This is a genomic window from Lentibacillus kapialis, from assembly GCF_014646635.1.
Lineage (GTDB): Bacteria > Bacillota > Bacilli > Bacillales > Amphibacillaceae > Lentibacillus > Lentibacillus kapialis.
This window is the reverse complement of the sequence record NZ_BMNQ01000037.1, coordinates 1-15,530: the sequence shown is the minus strand read 5'-3', so window position 1 is coordinate 15,530 and position 15,530 is coordinate 1. Positions and strand designations below refer to the sequence as shown.

The window sequence follows — 15,530 nt, the reverse complement described above, 5'->3', positions numbered from 1 at the left end:
GAGCCATGTTTGGATGAGCATTTCATACGGATCCAACTTTTTTCTTCTTGTCTGGGTTGAGGCCATCCATTCCCCCATTTCCTCCGGAGATTTATCGAGATACTTATAGACCGTCGTTCTTGAAATACCCAACTTTCTAGCGATTCTTCGAATCTTAAACCCTTGCTTTTTTAATTGATAAATATCCATGTACACGTGCCACTTTTCCACCTTTCCGTCTCCCCATTCCTGCATGTAGTATAAATGTTCAATATCTATAACATTATATAGGAATGTGAAGAAAAATTTTGAAGATAGGGGGGTGAAAATTTCGAAAGCGAATGGAGGGCTGCCCCTCGGGGCAGCCCTCCATTCGCTGCTACCCCTCTGCCAGAAAGTGTTCATTTTTATTTAGCGGAAATGGTCTACTTTAGTTTAGCAGTTCCAAACAAAGGCCACAGCAGATTTTATGGTTGATTGTATCGAAACGTATTGGGTAAAACAAGACTTCCAGAATATTGGGTAAAACAAGACTTCCAGAATAACGTTGATACCCTCATCATCAATGCGGATAATGGCCCGGAGAATAATAGTCGCAGGACACAATTTATGAAACGTATTATTGAGTTTGCAGCTAAATATGACGTGAAGATTCTATTAGCCTACTATCCCCCTTATCATAGCAAATACAACCCAATAGAGAGGATTTGGGGACGGTTGGAGCAACATTGGAATGGCGGCATTCTGGATACCTGCGAAACGGTTTTGAAATTTGCAGAGAACATGACCTGGAAGGATGAGAACCCTTGCGTATCTCTTGCTGAAAAGGCATATGAGACAGGACAAAAGGTAGAGAAGAAGGTCATGGAGACTTATGAAAAGATGATTGACAGAGCAAACGGTATCGAGAAATGGTTTGTCGTGATAAATCCCAATAAGTGTCAAGAGGCGCTACAAATGGAATGAAAGGGCCTGGGGAAAGGGAGAGCTATGGCCTTTTTTGCAAAAATAAGGTGATCCCCAGGTTAACGTGTAATTTGTAAATTGAACAGTAAAATAAAAGTTTTAATATTCGTGTTTATGACTAAATAGGTGTATTGGTATAAATTGACTTATTATTTATTTTAATATGCCTAAATGGATATGAACCAAGTATTATAAAACCCAAAATAATAGCAACCAATAGTGCTATTCCCACCGACAAACCAAATCCAGCATTGATAGGCAAAAACGCTAATGGGATTAGTGCAAACACTCCACCTCTCACCCTTGATGAAGCTGATTCGTATTGTTTTTTACCACAATATGGACATTTTAACCTGAATATTGTTTTAATGGTTTGTTTCCAAGTCCACTTTTTATCACAATTTTGACAGGTTGGCATTTAATTACCCCCGCTTATTACGTTATGGTTATTAAAAAGCATTCCTGTTCCTGCATTCATTAATGCAATTGATAGTCCTAACTGATTTTTATTCATATTGGATTTCTTTGTAGTAAAACTAGCCAGCGGAGGAAAAACACGGGACTCGTCGAAAATAAATACCAATTTTCTTACGAAGATGCATCGTTGCCGTAGCCTTCCTTGTCCTGTGGAAATGCGCAGTGTGAAGACTCCGCAGAGCGACCTTCTTTTTCGGGAAGGGCGAGGACAAGCCCACGGAAAGCGTCGTGTTTTTCCGAAGCGACTGCTTACGTCAAAACGACATCTAATTTGTCAATCATAGATTTTGGTGAACAGCTTTTACAGAATAAACATTTCCTCTTTATTGTTAATCATTCTAACAAGAGAAGGAATATTTTTCTACCTGCAACAAAAAAGTAGAGGCATTTGTTATACGATAACAAGATACCTCTTTTGAGTTATTCCCTTTATTTTGAAAAATCATCTAGAGCAACTTATTTAATCTGATGTAATCAAATCTGTATGTTCTTATCTGCAAAGACTAGCTTTTGCCTGCTTGAATCAACTTGTGTGAATCCGAATCCACGGTACGGCTTATTTATAACAAACCTACCAATTCCAGTCCATATGCGATACCATCTTCATTAACACCTTTTGTGACATACCGTGCCGACTTTTTCACTGAATCCGGAGAATTCCCCATTGCTACACCATTATCTACCATTTGAAGCATTTCAATATCGTTTAACGCGTCACCAAATGCATATATATTTTCCTTCTCATGGTTTAATCGATTAACAACGGCATCGATGCCTTTTGCTTTGGATCCACCTGCTGGTAAAATATCCAAAGAGTATGGATGCCAGCGGATAAACCGAAGAGACTGTCCGAAAGCATTGATGTACGGTGTTTCCTCATTATTGACACAAAACAAATTGGACTGATAAATTTCATGGTCTTGATAATATGTTGGATCATACGATACTTTACGATTCAGCTTTAGTGTTCCAATGCTTTTTTCTATATATGGATGATACTCAATATTCGCTCGCATGTCTGCATGATCAACATACAGCAGGGGATGTTCATAGCGTGAAGCAAAATCCGTGAGCGATTGCACCACTTCTTTATCTAGCGGATTTTTGTAAATAACCTCATTTTGCACTACGACATACTGACCGTTGAAACTTACATAGCTATCAATATCCAGTTCTTCACGTAATTCTTTAAACATAAACGGTGAACGCCCTGTTGCAATCACCACTTCATGGCCTTTCTGCTTTAAGTGTAGAATTGCTTGTTTTGTGGAAGTCGGCAATTTTTTATCACGATCCAGAAGTGTTCCATCAATATCAAAAAATATTACTTTTTTATCCAATTCATCACCTCATTTGCACGTTACGAAACATTATTCTCCAAGTTCTTCACGCCTGACTATTTCTTCCAATGCTTATAAAGCATCCGCAACATCTTCACCTTCAGCAGTAACCGTGATGTCAGCACCATTTGGTATACCCAGGGACATGATGCCCATAATGGATTTTAAGTTTGCAGACTTTTGTTGGTATTAAAAGATTATTTCTGACTTGACTCTTGCAAAAAATATGTCGACACATTATGTTGAACCATAACTAGTTTTGGAATGTTTGCCCGAAAATAGAATGACATCCCGCTTTTTGTGGTATTGGAAGGTTAACCCCCAACCAACCCCCAAAAAGGAGATGTCTAAGGTTATGGTATCCTTCCATTCGGCAATCGTCAAGTTTATTTTGGCAATCGGTTTAGAATTTTCAAAACCCCAGTTGAAACACACGTTGAACTTTATGCATGGCATTATATTAACAGATGGCAGTAAAACGGTATCGCAAATTCGTCGTGTTACACATGAACCACGTGATCTGAGCTGCATGACCAGGTTTCTAAACGAATCACCGTGGTGTCCGAATCGGGCAACCCGCCGCAGGATCCAGTTTATGGTGGATAAGATCAAAAAGAAACGAGCCAAACAAGGTGATACACGGCCAATCGTCTTTTATATTATCGACGATACCCAGTCGAAACGGGATCGATCCACCACCAAAATGGAAGGACTGGATGAACATTTTTCCCATTCAGACGGGAAAACGGTTTGGTCTCATTGTGTCGTCACGGCTCATCTGGTCAATGACGAATACTCGTTTGCCTGGGATTTCCGGTCCTATTTCCGGGAATCCTATTGCGAAGAACACGGACTAACGTTTAAAAGCAAAAATGACCTGGCCATCGAACTCATCCGGGATTACGAATCACCAACAGATGAACAGGTGTATGTTTTGGTGGACAGCTGGTATACAAGCAAAAAGCTAATCGATGCCTGTGCTTCTCAGGGTTATCATGTGATTGGCGGTTTAAGAGTCAATCGAAAAATATATCCGGCCGGTATCGGCATCAAAATATCCAAATTTGCTTCTGAATTTATGCAGACATCCGACACGCGCTCCGTAACGGCGCGTGATCATACCTATAAAATGTATACGTACGAAGGAAAATTGAGCGACATCGAGAATGCCAAAGTCCTGTTGTCCTGGGAAAACGAATTCGATTCAAGCAAAAGTCCGTTTTGTATCCTTTGCACTGATTGCAGCCTGGATATCGTTACTATCCTGAGCTATTATGACGTGCGCTGGCATATTGAAACCGGATATCGTTTCTTCAAGGATTTACTGGGCTTTGATCAATATCAACTGCTTTCGCGCAAAGGCATTGAACGCTACTGGTGCATCCAATTCCTGACGTATAATTTCCTGGAGCATCAGCGTCAGGAGTGGAAACAGCCCGGCATTCCAATCACCATTGGCGATGTAGTCCGTCGAATGCGCAAGGACTATCTCGGTCAGATTGTCGTTTATGCCTATGAGCAGGCAATAGCCGAAAAACCAATTGCCGAAGTGCTGAAGCAATTAAAGCTCACAGCCTAATTTTCTACGATTTTTTAAAAATCAGGTTTGTGACAATGGATAGGTCTGTGCTTTTTTAAGGTCGTTTTGAAAAAATACAAGAGTCAAGTTTCTGAGTTGAATTGAGCTGTATTATTTACAAGTTTCGTGGCTGGTTTTGTGTGAATGCCAGCCTTATCTACAACTGTAAAATTTTTTCTGCTATTTTCCTTCACCCCTGTCTATTGTTTTTAATCCCCAATAATTATTCTAGGTTTGCGTGACGTTTCAGCATATCTTCTGAATCCCGGTTCGTTTCAGTCATAAGTAAAAGAATAATAGCATCCAACGTAATCAGTAAGCTTTGTTCAAATAACGAACCCATTGGCTGGACTGATTGAAAACTTTCTTCCCAGATTTTATTGGGAGCATTGATGGTAAGAACATCATCAGAAAGTTCTCCAATAGGGGACTCTTTTTGGACAGTAATCAACACCACTTTTGCACCTTGTTTTTTTGCTGATTGAGCCGCGGCTAATGGAGTTGCCGTCGAACCTGAACCGGATCCTGTAAGCAATAAATCACCTTTCGTAATTGCCGGGGCAGTGATCTCTCCCTGAACGTGGACCTTAAATCCCAAATGCATTAGCCGCATTGCAAACGCTTTTAGCATAAGCCCTGACCTGCCAGTGCCTGATACAAATATACGTTCAGCCTTTAAAAAATTCTCTGCCAATTGCTTGGCTTCTTCCTCGGAAATAGTTGATAAACTATATTTCAATTCTTGTATGATCTGACTTGAACTTTTTTGTGCCACAGTTGGCTTTCACTCCGTTTAAAATTGATTTTGTTGAAGGGTATTACAAAAGACCGATATATGAATAAACCCCGTATGCATCATTAGAAAAGTCCTGACAATTGTTCAAGCACCCAATATACAACCCATGTATACCATTGGGAGCCTATCGCCATATTCGTAATTTCCGCCGAGCCTTCAGGGACATTATAACCAAACTGCTGACCTAATTCCGTCATTAAAGGGGCAGCAAAGCTTGATAAATACAGTACAACAATCATTATAATTGTACCGATAATCAGACCCCTTAGCAGATTTCCCCTGGAAGGAAGAATAGCAAAAATCATATAAAACGGTAAGTTAGATAAATCCGCCAATGGCAGTACTTTGTTCCCCGGTAAAATGAAAGCCAGCATAAGTGTGATGGGAATCATGAGCAAACCAAGTGAAAGTACAAATGGATGTCCAATTCCCAAGGCTGAATCCAGACCAATATACAATTCACGATCCGGAAAGCGTTTCTGTAAAAAGTCCTGTGCCCCCTCAGAAATAACTGTCAAACCTTCCATCAATAAAGCTACCATTCTCGGTAGTAAAATCAATGCTGCTGCCACTGTAACCCCTGTATGAAGAATATCACCCACAGAAAATCCAGCAGCTGCACCTAAACCTATTCCTATTATTAGACCCATCATGACCGGTTCGCCAAACATTCCGACTCTTTCTTGAATTTTATCAGTTGTCCAGTTTAATTTCCTTATACCTGGTGTCTTATCCAATAAGTTATTCATTGGATAGCCTAGTATGGCCCATCCCGTTGTTTGAATTTGCGGCAAAGATATACCCTCCAGCCCCAATACCTCTTCAACGTCTTTTTGTGTCCAATCCGCCAATTTGAAAACGATTGCCATATTAATAACAGCGCTCAGTACTGCGATGATCATACTGCCTGTGGTAATATATAAAGCTGAGGAAATAAACAATGGCTGCCAGTAATTCCAAATATCAATATCCATTGTCTTTGTCCAGTTGAACGCAATCATGATGATATTAGTGGCAATAATTGCAATAAACACAAATGGTACAACCTCTGTTCCCCATGCAACTGCAGCTCCGGACCCCCAGCCGATATCTACAGCAGTCAATTGGAAATCAAATCGCTCTACCATTGCATTTGTAACAGGTCCTATTTCCTCCAAAAGCAGATTAATTATCAGGTTAATCCCAATAAAACCGATTCCCACCATAAGTCCGGCTTTAAACGAAACACCAAGCTTTTGGCGGAAAACCAACCCAAGAATGGTAATGATAATGGGCATCATTACAGAAACACCCAGGCCAATAATATAGTTAATACCGTCTAATATAACGCTCATTTTCTCACTCTCCTTTTCATATATAATTGAATATTCTAAAAACTATTGTGTCATTGAAGTGGGGAGGACAATATCCTCCCTATAAATTCATTTTATTTTAAGGCATTGAGCAGTTCATCAATCGCCTCATTCTTCTTTATGCCAGTCAAAAACGGGCGCCCGGAAATAACTGGTGTCTCCCCAACATTACCGTTTACATCAGCTGAACTTACAATCGCATCTGGTTTGTTCGTTTGTACAAATGTTGGAGCATTAGCTACCGTACCTTGACTGATTTTATGTTGAATCCCATTATCTTTAAGGGCTTGTCCCACTTTTTTCGCAATCACTGTGGAAGTAGCAATTCCTGTACCACAGCATACATAAATACTTTTTTGCATATTAATTAATCTCCTCTTATTTTTATTAATCCCATTCTGGATAAAACATAACTTTGCCAAATGACTCTTCCCCGCCAATAATCCGGTCGAAAATTTCCGGTCCTTGTTTCAACGGCAGTTCATGTGTAATGATCGAGCTTAATTTCAAATCTCCCGTATCAACATAATGCACGGAAGACGGCCATTCCTTCCCCGGAAATGGTGCTGAAACACAATTCCAAGTTCCCCTTACAGTCAGCTCATTTCGCACAATACGTTCAAAATAAAAACGCTCGATTGGAACATCCCCATATGGAATTCCCATGTATAGGACTTCTCCGCCTTTCTTTGGCAGAGCGAGTACTTGTGCTGAAGTAACAGGAGAGCCTGCTGATTCCACTGCAACATCTACACCATCCGTATAAGCCTGCAATTGCTCATGCGCCGGTACTTCTTTGGAATTTATAACATAATCTGCTCCGATGTTCTTGGCCATTTCCAGTTTTTCGTCATTGATGTCAATTGCGTATATTGTTTTTGCTCCAAAAACCCTTGCCCATTGAATAGCAATTAAACCGATATTTCCGCATCCCATAACGGCCACTTCGCTCCCCGGGTGAATGTTCATTTTATAAAATCCGTGTGCCACCACGGCTGAAGGTTCTATCATTGCAGCATCTTTGTAATCTACCTGATCTGGAAGCGGAACAACATTTTCCGATGCGAGTTTAATATATCCCGCATAGGCCCCAGGCTGATACGCACCTATGACGGATAAGTTTTTACACCTGGAAAACTCACCTTTTTGGCAATATTCACATTCATAGCAAACAATCGAAGGAGCGCCTGTGACCTTTTCTCCAATCTGAACATGTTGAACTGCACTCCCGGACTCAACTACTTCTCCCGCAAACTCATGCCCCCATATCACCCCTTCCACATAGGGTCCCAGTTTTTTATAACGGGATAAATCTGAACCGCAAATGCCCACAGCTTTTACTTTAATAATGACATCAGTATCTTTTTCCAATACAGGCATATCAGCTTCCTCGAAACGAAGATCTTGCTTTCCGTATAATCGAAGCGATTTCATAGTGGTATCTCTCCTTTTAAATCAAAACTTTTTTTAGCTTTACGATTTGTTCTGTTATATTTCCATTGAAAACGTATGACCCGGAAACGAATATATTCGCCCCTGCATTCATGCTGGATTTGGCCGTAACATCATCTATACTTCCATCTACCTCTATGTCGATCGAAGTGTGCTCAACCATTTTTTGGACTTCTGCTATTTTTGGAAGCATATCTTCCATAAATGCCTGTCCGCCTTCCCCAGGGTTTACAGTCATGATCAACACCATTTCAATATCATTCAATACATATCGAATAGCTTCCGGCTGTGTCCCTGGATTTAATACGACCCCTGCTTGTACCCCTGATTTCTTGATTTGCTGCAGTGTCCGCTTCAATTGTTCCGTTGCTTCAGCGTGAACTGTAATCATGTCAGCTCCTGCCTTGGCAATAGAAGGAATCACTCGTTCCGGTTGCCTAACCATAAGATGCACATCAAGGAAAAAAGCAGTTGAACGCCGTATCATGGCTACATGTTCCTGTCCAAAAGCCATTCCTTTTACAAAATGACCATCCATTACATCCACATGAAGCATATCTATTCCGTTTTTTTCCAATTCAAGTAATTGTTCGTTTAAATTCATGATATCTGCGGCATATACGGAAGGTGCAATTTTCATTTTATGCTCCCTCCTTATGCAGCCAATAACGAATCAATTCCGAATCATTCATGAACTTCTTTTCTTTACGGAATGGAAGTTGTTTGGTTAAGCGATAATTCTTGTCGGGAAATTGCACCCACAATTCATTTTTCGTCGGGACGATAATATACCAAGGCATTTTTTCCAGTTTTTCCTCCCACTCTTTCGTTATGGTGGAGATTATCAATTTTTCCTTGCCTTTCGAACATTCTTGACGCCTGCTTTCCACATATTCTTTTAGTTTCTTAGGAAGATATTTTTTAAGAATCATTCTTGCATAAGCCAGAACCAGACCATACATACAAGCAAGCACAAAAATTAGTGAGGTATTGCTTCTGGTAAATTCAAGCGCATATCCGCCCAGATCTCCCAATAACATTTCCGTAAACCAATCAAAAAAGTTTGCCATTTTCACACCTTCTTTTTATGACATCAAACTTGTAAAATGTTGTAGTGAAGAAATTACTTCGCCTTTCGTCTGAGCACTTTCCAATTTATTACTTAGTTCTTCGTTTTGAATCATTTCCATCAGCTGCTGCAAAACCTCTACTTGAGCAGATGGGTCTGTTACGCCCAGCATAAAAACAATATCCACTTCTATTTCGACATTCCCGCCACCCATTAATTGGAAGGATACTGGATGCTCAAGAACACCGACGGCAATGAATGGTGTAATGACATGCTCCTTATCTGTATGCGGCAATGCAACACCTATGTGGTCAGTATCAAGTCCAGTGGGGAATTCTTTTTCCCTATCTAAAATTGCCCGGCCAAATGAAGCTTTGACCAGCGATTGTTCCTGCACATTTTCAGACATCTTCTTTAGAACATCATCCCTGTGTTCAAGATTAAGAAAGTAAACACATGAGTCATGAAAGTATTCCTTGATTTCCATATAGCTTTTCCCCTTTTATCTCTTTCTAGTTAGTATCATGGGATAATCTGTCCCCAACGGCACCACCAGGATGGATAATTTGAAATTGCTCTTTGGTAAAACCGGTTGTTTCCATCAGCTGAATACTGATTGCATCAAACAAGGCGATTACTGCCAGCGTGCTTGCGGTTGCCAGCATATTGAACATGTCCGGTTCTTCAGGAACAGAAACATTTAACAGGTGATTTACATGCTTGCCAATTGCGGATGATTTATTTTCCGTTACACCGACAACCGTCACTGCTTTCTTCTTTGCTACTTCGAGTAAAGGAAGAAGCTCTTCCGTGTTTCCGCCTTTTGATACCAATATCAAAATATCCTCTTTCTGCAGCACCCCTAAACCCCCATGAATCGCGTCTGCAGGATTTAAATAGGACGCGGGTTTTTCAACACATGTAAGTGTGTGAGCAATTTTTTTCGCCGCCATCCCCGAAGTTCCACATCCGGATATAAAGATGCGCCCGTTGTTATTGGTAAGTAAATCGATAACATTGTTAAATGTCTCTTTCGTAATGACTTCTCGGATATGGGCTAATGCTTCCGACTCAGTTTTCCATACTTGTTTAGCCTGTTCAAAATAGTTTTGCATGGTATATACCATTCCTCCATATGTGAACTATTGGGTATGGACTTTTAAATATTCCCAAAGTTCTTTCTTAGTCTTTGCTTTACATAGCTCTGTAATCGCTTCTTCACTAGATGAAATCTCCTCCAGTTGCTGTAATGCCCGCAGGTGATGACCATTACCATCTGGGGCTATCACAACAATGAGATAAATGTTTATTCCAGCGGATATTGGAATCCCTTCAGTCATTTTCAACATGCTCATGGAAAGGTTTTTGACACCATCTTCCATACTTGCGTGGGGAATCGCTATATATTCGCCCAATATCGCATAAGGATCATCCGTGTCATGGATACGCACCATTTTATCTATATAGCCACTTGTTATAACCCCATTTTGAAGAAGTGGATCTGCCGCAACACGGATTGCTTCCCCATATGATTCTATTTGATCGCGAATCGAAATGGTTTCGGGTTTCAGCAGATGCGTAATTGCCGGGCCTGCCTCTTCTTCAAATATCGGGGCATCCCCTTTTAAGTCCTTTCCATTTTCTTTATAGACATAATTGGTCAGCGCCCGGATCAGCTCCTCCCGGTCATGAATCGTTGCATGCTGACCAATTAAACTGACAACCTCATCCCAGTCAATAAGTGATGGGAAGTAACCATTTAACTGTTCAAATACTTTTTTCCTGAGCTGTCTTTTTTGTGCACCGGTCAGAAAGGGCTCAACAATAAACAAATTCTGATCCGTATCAAGGAATGTCGGTGAAAAGACAACTTGAAATTCGTAATCATAACTTTTGAATTCACGTATGGATAATGAATCCATAAAAACAAATTCAGGAAAAAGATTAGACAGTGTGCTGTGAAGGTGTTTAGAAACGGACACCCCGTTCGGGCATACCACAATCGCTTTTAATTTGTGCTGAATACTGTCGCCCTGACGTCTTAACCAGCCACCTATAAGCATCGTTAAATACTTGCTCTCCTCTTCAGATATATCCATTCCAAAAAAGTCACGCAACGGTTGAGACGCTCGCTTGACCAGATGATGCAGATTTTGAAACTCAGGACCACCTGTTGCTTGGAGAGTCGGCTGATTTGTCAGTTTATATTTGATCCGATAGTAAGCCGGCTTGACATGAAGCAATATACTATTCAACAGCTCCGACTTGTCCTGTAATTCAATCAGTGCCAATTTTTCAAAACGGACGAGCATTTCCTCAATTGCTTCGCTGAGTTCAGGAATTACCTCTTCAATCAGCGTGGAGGCAGCCATATTGGTAGATAGTAATTTCAAGGTGATGAAGATGCGCTCCTCGACTGGAACATTAGCGGTATGACTGAAAAGTTCCCCTGAAGCCTTGTATTCCTTTGTATCCGAAAATTCCTCGTAGTTGATGGACAAGTCTTTGATTAAAGCACCTTTTTGGATTCGATTAAATATCAGCGAAAGAATATATGGCATTATTTGAACTTTCTCGTCGGTGAATTTTAAATCAAGTTCATTCTCAATATGTTCCACCTTTTGATAAAAGCCTTTTACCTCAGAGGAATCAATACCTGTCAAATGAAAGAACCACTTTTCTCCATCAATCATCGTAATGACATCCCTCACCGTTTGGATCAGCAAACGACGGACATTGAATTCCGTCCCTGATAAATAATAACCATGCTTCCGTGAGTACTGAATGAAGAGTTCATACGAAGAGACCATTTCCTGCACCACTTTTAAATCAGCCAAAATCGTATTCTTACTCACCTTCAGTTCAATTGAAAAATGATTCAACGAGTATTCTTCCTTCATGGAAAGCAACATAAGTATCAGCAAATGGATTCGCTCTTTTTCATTTGGAACCTGAGTTTGAGTTGTTACTTCCTTTTGGTCTGTGACAAGTGATTGTACAATCGGGTGAATGATGAACTCCCCTCGCTTCGTCCGTTCAACCTCAGGAAAATTGTTATCCACCAGCCACTCGTTAATCTTTTTAAAACGATAATCCACTTGTCTGCGAGAAAACCCAAACGATGTTTGCAAATCCTTAGTCTTAACGTTTTTATTTAAGGTCACTTCCCTTAATAACCTTAAGCTTTCATCTCCAAGCATTCAAATCACCTTTCCTTATATTTATAGTATCATCGATATTTGCGCTGTTGTGCATACATTGGTCACAGATTCACTGTAAATAAAATGTGTAACACTTTGATGAACAAATAATATTGTACATCTCTGTGCTACACAAATAAAATCAAATACGACGTGCAGTATTGTATTTGGCATAAAGAAATTTTTTCACAATCCCCAGGAACTATCTAAAGTGTTTTACTGCACAACAATTATGCACCTATACTAACTGAGGATTCTCTTCTTAAATCCAGTATTAGCACTACAACGAAATTTAATAAAAGCTGGACTTTCACTTTTTCCTATGATATTATACCAAATAAGGGGCAATTCGGGGAAAGGCACGCTGAAAACGAATCTACGAAACCTTAGGGTGACGTGTGCCCGTTTTGCCCTTGCTATCAAAATAAACAAAAAACGGAGAATTTGGCCTTGTCATCTAATCAAACACACATCGATACAACGCCCATACAAGGAACGCTGCAGGACCTTCAACCATTACAATTGGTGATGGTCTACAAAACTGATTGGGAACCGGTATGGGATCAACTTGTACGAGACTATCATTATCTGGGCTTCCGCAATATGCTGGGTGCCCGGTTAAAATATATGCTTTTGGCCGGTGGCCGGCCCGTGGCTTGTTTAAGTTTCAGTGCAGCTATGGGACGGGTGACGGCACGCGATTGTTTTATTGGCTGGTCGGAAGAACAGAAGGCGCGCCACCTTCCACAAGTCGTCAATAACCATCGCTTTCTCATTTTGCCTTGGGTACGCGTTCACAATTTGGCTTCGTATACACTCGCCCGGGCCCTAGATGTATTGCCGGAGGACTGGCAGCGCTGGTATCACCAGCGACCGCTTCTCGTTGAAACTTATATTGATCAAACGCGTTTTCGAGGCACCTCTTATCAGGCGGCCAACTTTATTCATGCCGGCCAGACCCGTGGCTTTTCCAAGCAAGGCTCCACCTACGTCTGGCACGGAAGGCGCAAGGAGGTGTATGTGTACCCGCTCAACCCTTTATTTCGAGATATCATCGGCTGCGAGCAACGACCCTTTCCCCCTGTTCGCCCCTCCAAAAAACCGGTACCGCCCAAGCGGTTCGAGGAGGAGAAACGCCGTATGATGATGCAGGAAACTGATTGGCATCCCCATATCCTTGAGGAAGCGGGGTTATCTGAAGAAGCTATCGAACAATTAGGTGAGGAATTGGTCGCCTTTCATGATCGATTTTCCGATGCGTTTCAACGCTCGGAACAACAGCGACTGGGTGAAGTCATCCTCAAAGGCATGCTCAGTGATGCGGGAAATAAAACGACGGAGGCCGTCGCCTTACGCTATTTAGGCGAGAAAAAAGTGCGCAGCTCACAACTGTTTTTAAGCAAAGCCAAATGGGATGAAAACACCATGCAGGAGAACTACCAGCAGGAATTGGCTCGTCTCCTGGCGGATGAACAAGGCATGTTGTGCGTTGATGGATCCGACTTCCCCAAAAAAGGGAAGCATTCGGCCGGTGTTGCCCGACAATATTGCGGACGTTTAGGTAAGGTTGAAAACTGTCAATCCGGGCTATTTGTGAGCTATGCCAGTACACACGGCTATGGATTGGTGGATCGCCAGCTGTATATGCCTGAAAAGTGGTTTGACGATGACTATGCCAAGCGCCGCAAGCGATGCCGTGTCCCCGAGGATCTTCAGTTTCAAACAAAAAACGAGATAGCCTTAGACCTTCTCCGCAAGCAGAAGGAAGCCGGTCACTTTCCGGCTCAATGGATAGGTTGTGACGCTGCTTTTGGTGCCGACGGTAAGTTTCTCCAAGGTGTTCATGCGCTCGGCTACACGTATTTTGCCGACATCCGTTGCAACCAGCAAGTTTGGATAGAGGAGCCGGAGGTAGGTCTTCCCCCTTATAAGGGACGCGGGCGTCGCCCGACGAAAGTCCAGCCGCTGACGGCATCCATGTCGGTGGCTGAAGTAGCTCAAGACCCGTCACTCCATTGGCAGAAGGTTACATTGGCGCAAGGTGCGAAAGGATCCATTAATGCTCAAGTTACCCGTCTGCGCGTCTCCCCGAAAAACCAGAACGGTCTGCTGGGAGAAGAATGTTGGTTATATATGCGCGTATTTGAAGACGGAACGATCAAATATGCCTTCAGTAACGCCAGCGAAAACTGCACAATGGCGGAAATGAACCGTGCAGCGACCATGCGTTGGAGTATTGAACAATGTTTCAATGAGTGCAAGAGTGAATTGGGAATGGATCAATATGAGATGCGCAGCTACGTCGGCTGGCACCGGCACATGCTCTATGTATTCTTAGCGCACTTATTTTTGCTTCAAATTCGGATGACTTTCAAAAAAAAACAACAATCCTGACCCTCCCAATGGCAAAGGACCTCGTTGCCTCGATATTAGCGAGAGAACAGCTCGATAAGCAAAATGCACTTGCGATTCTGGAATATAAGCTTAGGCGTTACGATGCTGCCAAACGCCCCCACCAGAAGAGAAAACAAAGGGCTTTACAAGAAGTTTCGTTGTAGTGTTATAACTTTTAAAAGAATAAGCAAAACGAACCCATCTTGAAAAAAGGTTGATCAAAATGGGTTCGTTCTTATGTGAATTATTAAGAAAATCAATTATTTTCTAGCTGTATTCTTATAGCGATAGGTAAGCCTTTGAAGTTATCGCCAGCTCCCCCACCTCACACCGCATGTGCAGCTTTCACCCCATACGGCGTTCCAACTAATTCAATTTCAATTAATCATCGGCACTTTGTGTGCCTCAATTCTTCCGTTTCAATAAGTCGGTGCCGTCCCAACACACTATTTCTTACTAAACAGCGTGTTATTCGAGGCAGAGAGAGCCTTTCGGAGCGTTACCTCCTCATTCGACTCCTCGACATAACCCTTCAGTAATAGTAAATTAAACTGCCTGACCTTTACCGAAATTATGTGACCACATTTCATTTGAGTCAGGAATGTTTCACACCCACAAAATGGTCCTATAAACCAATAAAGGGCGCATTTCTTATTCAGTTCTCGCGCCCGTGGAACTAAACAATTTTTAAAAATAAAAATGGATCTCCATAAAACAGGCCCACCTTTTATCTATTGCTCCAAAATATTTAACTCAGATAGTGTGTTTTTTAACTTACAAATGCGTGGTCTAACTCCACTGTCTTTAGACGGTATCAGCTTTTAGCCCTATCTTTTTTGTCCATACTAAATCATGAGGTGAAAGTATGGACGGTTATCAAAAAAGTGGTCATGCAGTTTATGATATCAAATATCATGTCATATGGG

At 41.5% G+C, this 15,530-nt stretch carries 15 protein-coding genes and 2 pseudogenes; 3 read left to right on the top strand and 14 right to left on the bottom strand.

The annotated features are described in order from the left end of the window. On the bottom strand, window positions 1–210 hold a 210-nt coding region (locus IEW67_RS11985), incomplete at its 3' end, for a helix-turn-helix domain-containing protein (RefSeq protein WP_308430733.1). A gap of 214 nt (window positions 211–424) precedes the next feature. Here IEW67_RS11985 and IEW67_RS11980 point away from each other — a divergent pair. Beyond that, a pseudogene (locus IEW67_RS11980) lies at window positions 425–945 on the top strand (ISAzo13-like element transposase-related protein); the annotation flags it as partial. 118 nt (window positions 946–1,063) lie between these two features. Here the strand turns inward: IEW67_RS11980 and IEW67_RS11975 are convergent. From IEW67_RS11975 to IEW67_RS11965, 3 genes and pseudogenes are all read right to left on the bottom strand, one after another. Continuing rightward, window positions 1,064–1,363, bottom strand: coding sequence for a TIGR04104 family putative zinc finger protein (locus IEW67_RS11975; RefSeq protein ID WP_188633313.1), 300 nt, complete (start codon window positions 1,361–1,363; stop codon window positions 1,064–1,066). A gap of 619 nt (window positions 1,364–1,982) precedes the next feature. Next, window positions 1,983–2,762 (bottom strand): Cof-type HAD-IIB family hydrolase, encoded by a 780-nt coding sequence (locus tag IEW67_RS11970; protein ID WP_188633312.1) that lies wholly within the window; start codon window positions 2,760–2,762, stop codon window positions 1,983–1,985. A 72-nt stretch (window positions 2,763–2,834) separates the two neighbouring features. After that, window positions 2,835–2,951, bottom strand: a pseudogene (locus IEW67_RS11965) (HPr family phosphocarrier protein); the annotation flags it as partial. A gap of 166 nt (window positions 2,952–3,117) precedes the next feature. Between IEW67_RS11965 and IEW67_RS11960 the strand changes: the two are divergent. Next, window positions 3,118–4,341, top strand: a complete 1,224-nt coding sequence (locus IEW67_RS11960; RefSeq protein ID WP_188633311.1) for an IS701 family transposase — start codon at window positions 3,118–3,120, stop codon at window positions 4,339–4,341. Window positions 4,342–4,424: 83 nt separating this feature from the next. On the opposite strand, the gene IEW67_RS18485 is transcribed toward IEW67_RS11960, so the two are convergent. From IEW67_RS18485 to IEW67_RS11910, 10 genes are all read right to left on the bottom strand, one after another. Beyond that, the gene (locus IEW67_RS18485; RefSeq protein ID WP_188633310.1) at window positions 4,425–4,535 is read right to left on the bottom strand and encodes an HPr family phosphocarrier protein; all 111 of its coding nucleotides are present in this window, start codon (window positions 4,533–4,535) and stop codon (window positions 4,425–4,427) included. Between the two features lie 29 nt (window positions 4,536–4,564). Further along, complete coding sequence (hxlB, locus tag IEW67_RS11950; RefSeq protein WP_188633309.1) at window positions 4,565–5,116, bottom strand: 6-phospho-3-hexuloisomerase; 552 nt, start codon at window positions 5,114–5,116, stop codon at window positions 4,565–4,567. Window positions 5,117–5,199: 83 nt separating this feature from the next. Then, the gene (locus IEW67_RS11945; RefSeq protein ID WP_188633308.1) at window positions 5,200–6,471 is read right to left on the bottom strand and encodes a PTS galactitol transporter subunit IIC; all 1,272 of its coding nucleotides are present in this window, start codon (window positions 6,469–6,471) and stop codon (window positions 5,200–5,202) included. Between the two features lie 92 nt (window positions 6,472–6,563). Beyond that, window positions 6,564–6,851 carry a PTS sugar transporter subunit IIB gene (locus tag IEW67_RS11940; protein WP_188633307.1) on the bottom strand — a complete coding sequence of 96 codons (288 nt, stop codon included), beginning with the start codon at window positions 6,849–6,851 and terminating at the stop codon, window positions 6,564–6,566. 25 nt (window positions 6,852–6,876) lie between these two features. Next, on the bottom strand, window positions 6,877–7,923 hold the full coding sequence (locus IEW67_RS11935; protein WP_188633306.1) for a galactitol-1-phosphate 5-dehydrogenase: 1,047 nt from the start codon (window positions 7,921–7,923) through the stop codon (window positions 6,877–6,879). A gap of 16 nt (window positions 7,924–7,939) precedes the next feature. After that, on the bottom strand, window positions 7,940–8,581 hold the full coding sequence (gene rpe, locus IEW67_RS11930; protein WP_188633305.1) for a ribulose-phosphate 3-epimerase: 642 nt from the start codon (window positions 8,579–8,581) through the stop codon (window positions 7,940–7,942). A 1-nt stretch (window position 8,582) separates the two neighbouring features. Further along, on the bottom strand, window positions 8,583–9,011 hold the full coding sequence (locus IEW67_RS11925) for a hypothetical protein (protein ID WP_188633304.1): 429 nt from the start codon (window positions 9,009–9,011) through the stop codon (window positions 8,583–8,585). A gap of 15 nt (window positions 9,012–9,026) precedes the next feature. Further along, window positions 9,027–9,497 (bottom strand): PTS sugar transporter subunit IIA, encoded by a 471-nt coding sequence (locus tag IEW67_RS11920; protein ID WP_188633303.1) that lies wholly within the window; start codon window positions 9,495–9,497, stop codon window positions 9,027–9,029. A gap of 25 nt (window positions 9,498–9,522) precedes the next feature. Further along, window positions 9,523–10,137, bottom strand: a complete 615-nt coding sequence (locus IEW67_RS11915) for a KpsF/GutQ family sugar-phosphate isomerase (RefSeq protein ID WP_229671801.1) — start codon at window positions 10,135–10,137, stop codon at window positions 9,523–9,525. A gap of 15 nt (window positions 10,138–10,152) precedes the next feature. Continuing rightward, window positions 10,153–12,210 (bottom strand): BglG family transcription antiterminator, encoded by a 2,058-nt coding sequence (locus IEW67_RS11910; RefSeq protein ID WP_188633302.1) that lies wholly within the window; start codon window positions 12,208–12,210, stop codon window positions 10,153–10,155. A 396-nt stretch (window positions 12,211–12,606) separates the two neighbouring features. Between IEW67_RS11910 and IEW67_RS11905 the strand changes: the two genes are divergently transcribed. Then, window positions 12,607–14,604, top strand: coding sequence for an IS701 family transposase (locus IEW67_RS11905; RefSeq protein WP_373288529.1), 1,998 nt, complete (start codon window positions 12,607–12,609; stop codon window positions 14,602–14,604). Window positions 14,605–15,530: the final 926 nt, after the last annotated feature.

What these genes read in the sequence shown, in the direction of transcription:
- IEW67_RS11915 (WP_229671801.1), bottom strand. Translation starts at nt 10,137, where the DNA reads ATGGTATATACCATGCAAAACTATTTTGAACAGGCTAAACAAGTATGG.
- IEW67_RS11960 (WP_188633311.1), top strand. Translation starts at nt 3,118, where the DNA reads ATGGTATCCTTCCATTCGGCAATCGTCAAGTTTATTTTGGCAATCGGT.
- IEW67_RS11935 (WP_188633306.1), bottom strand. Translation starts at nt 7,923, where the DNA reads ATGAAATCGCTTCGATTATACGGAAAGCAAGATCTTCGTTTCGAGGAA.
- IEW67_RS11920 (WP_188633303.1), bottom strand. Translation starts at nt 9,497, where the DNA reads ATGGAAATCAAGGAATACTTTCATGACTCATGTGTTTACTTTCTTAAT.
- IEW67_RS11910 (WP_188633302.1), bottom strand. Translation starts at nt 12,210, where the DNA reads ATGCTTGGAGATGAAAGCTTAAGGTTATTAAGGGAAGTGACCTTAAAT.
- IEW67_RS11940 (WP_188633307.1), bottom strand. Translation starts at nt 6,851, where the DNA reads ATGCAAAAAAGTATTTATGTATGCTGTGGTACAGGAATTGCTACTTCC.
- rpe (WP_188633305.1), bottom strand. Translation starts at nt 8,581, where the DNA reads ATGAAAATTGCACCTTCCGTATATGCCGCAGATATCATGAATTTAAAC.
- IEW67_RS11945 (WP_188633308.1), bottom strand. Translation starts at nt 6,471, where the DNA reads ATGAGCGTTATATTAGACGGTATTAACTATATTATTGGCCTGGGTGTT.
- IEW67_RS11975 (WP_188633313.1), bottom strand. Translation starts at nt 1,363, where the DNA reads ATGCCAACCTGTCAAAATTGTGATAAAAAGTGGACTTGGAAACAAACC.
- IEW67_RS11925 (WP_188633304.1), bottom strand. Translation starts at nt 9,011, where the DNA reads ATGGCAAACTTTTTTGATTGGTTTACGGAAATGTTATTGGGAGATCTG.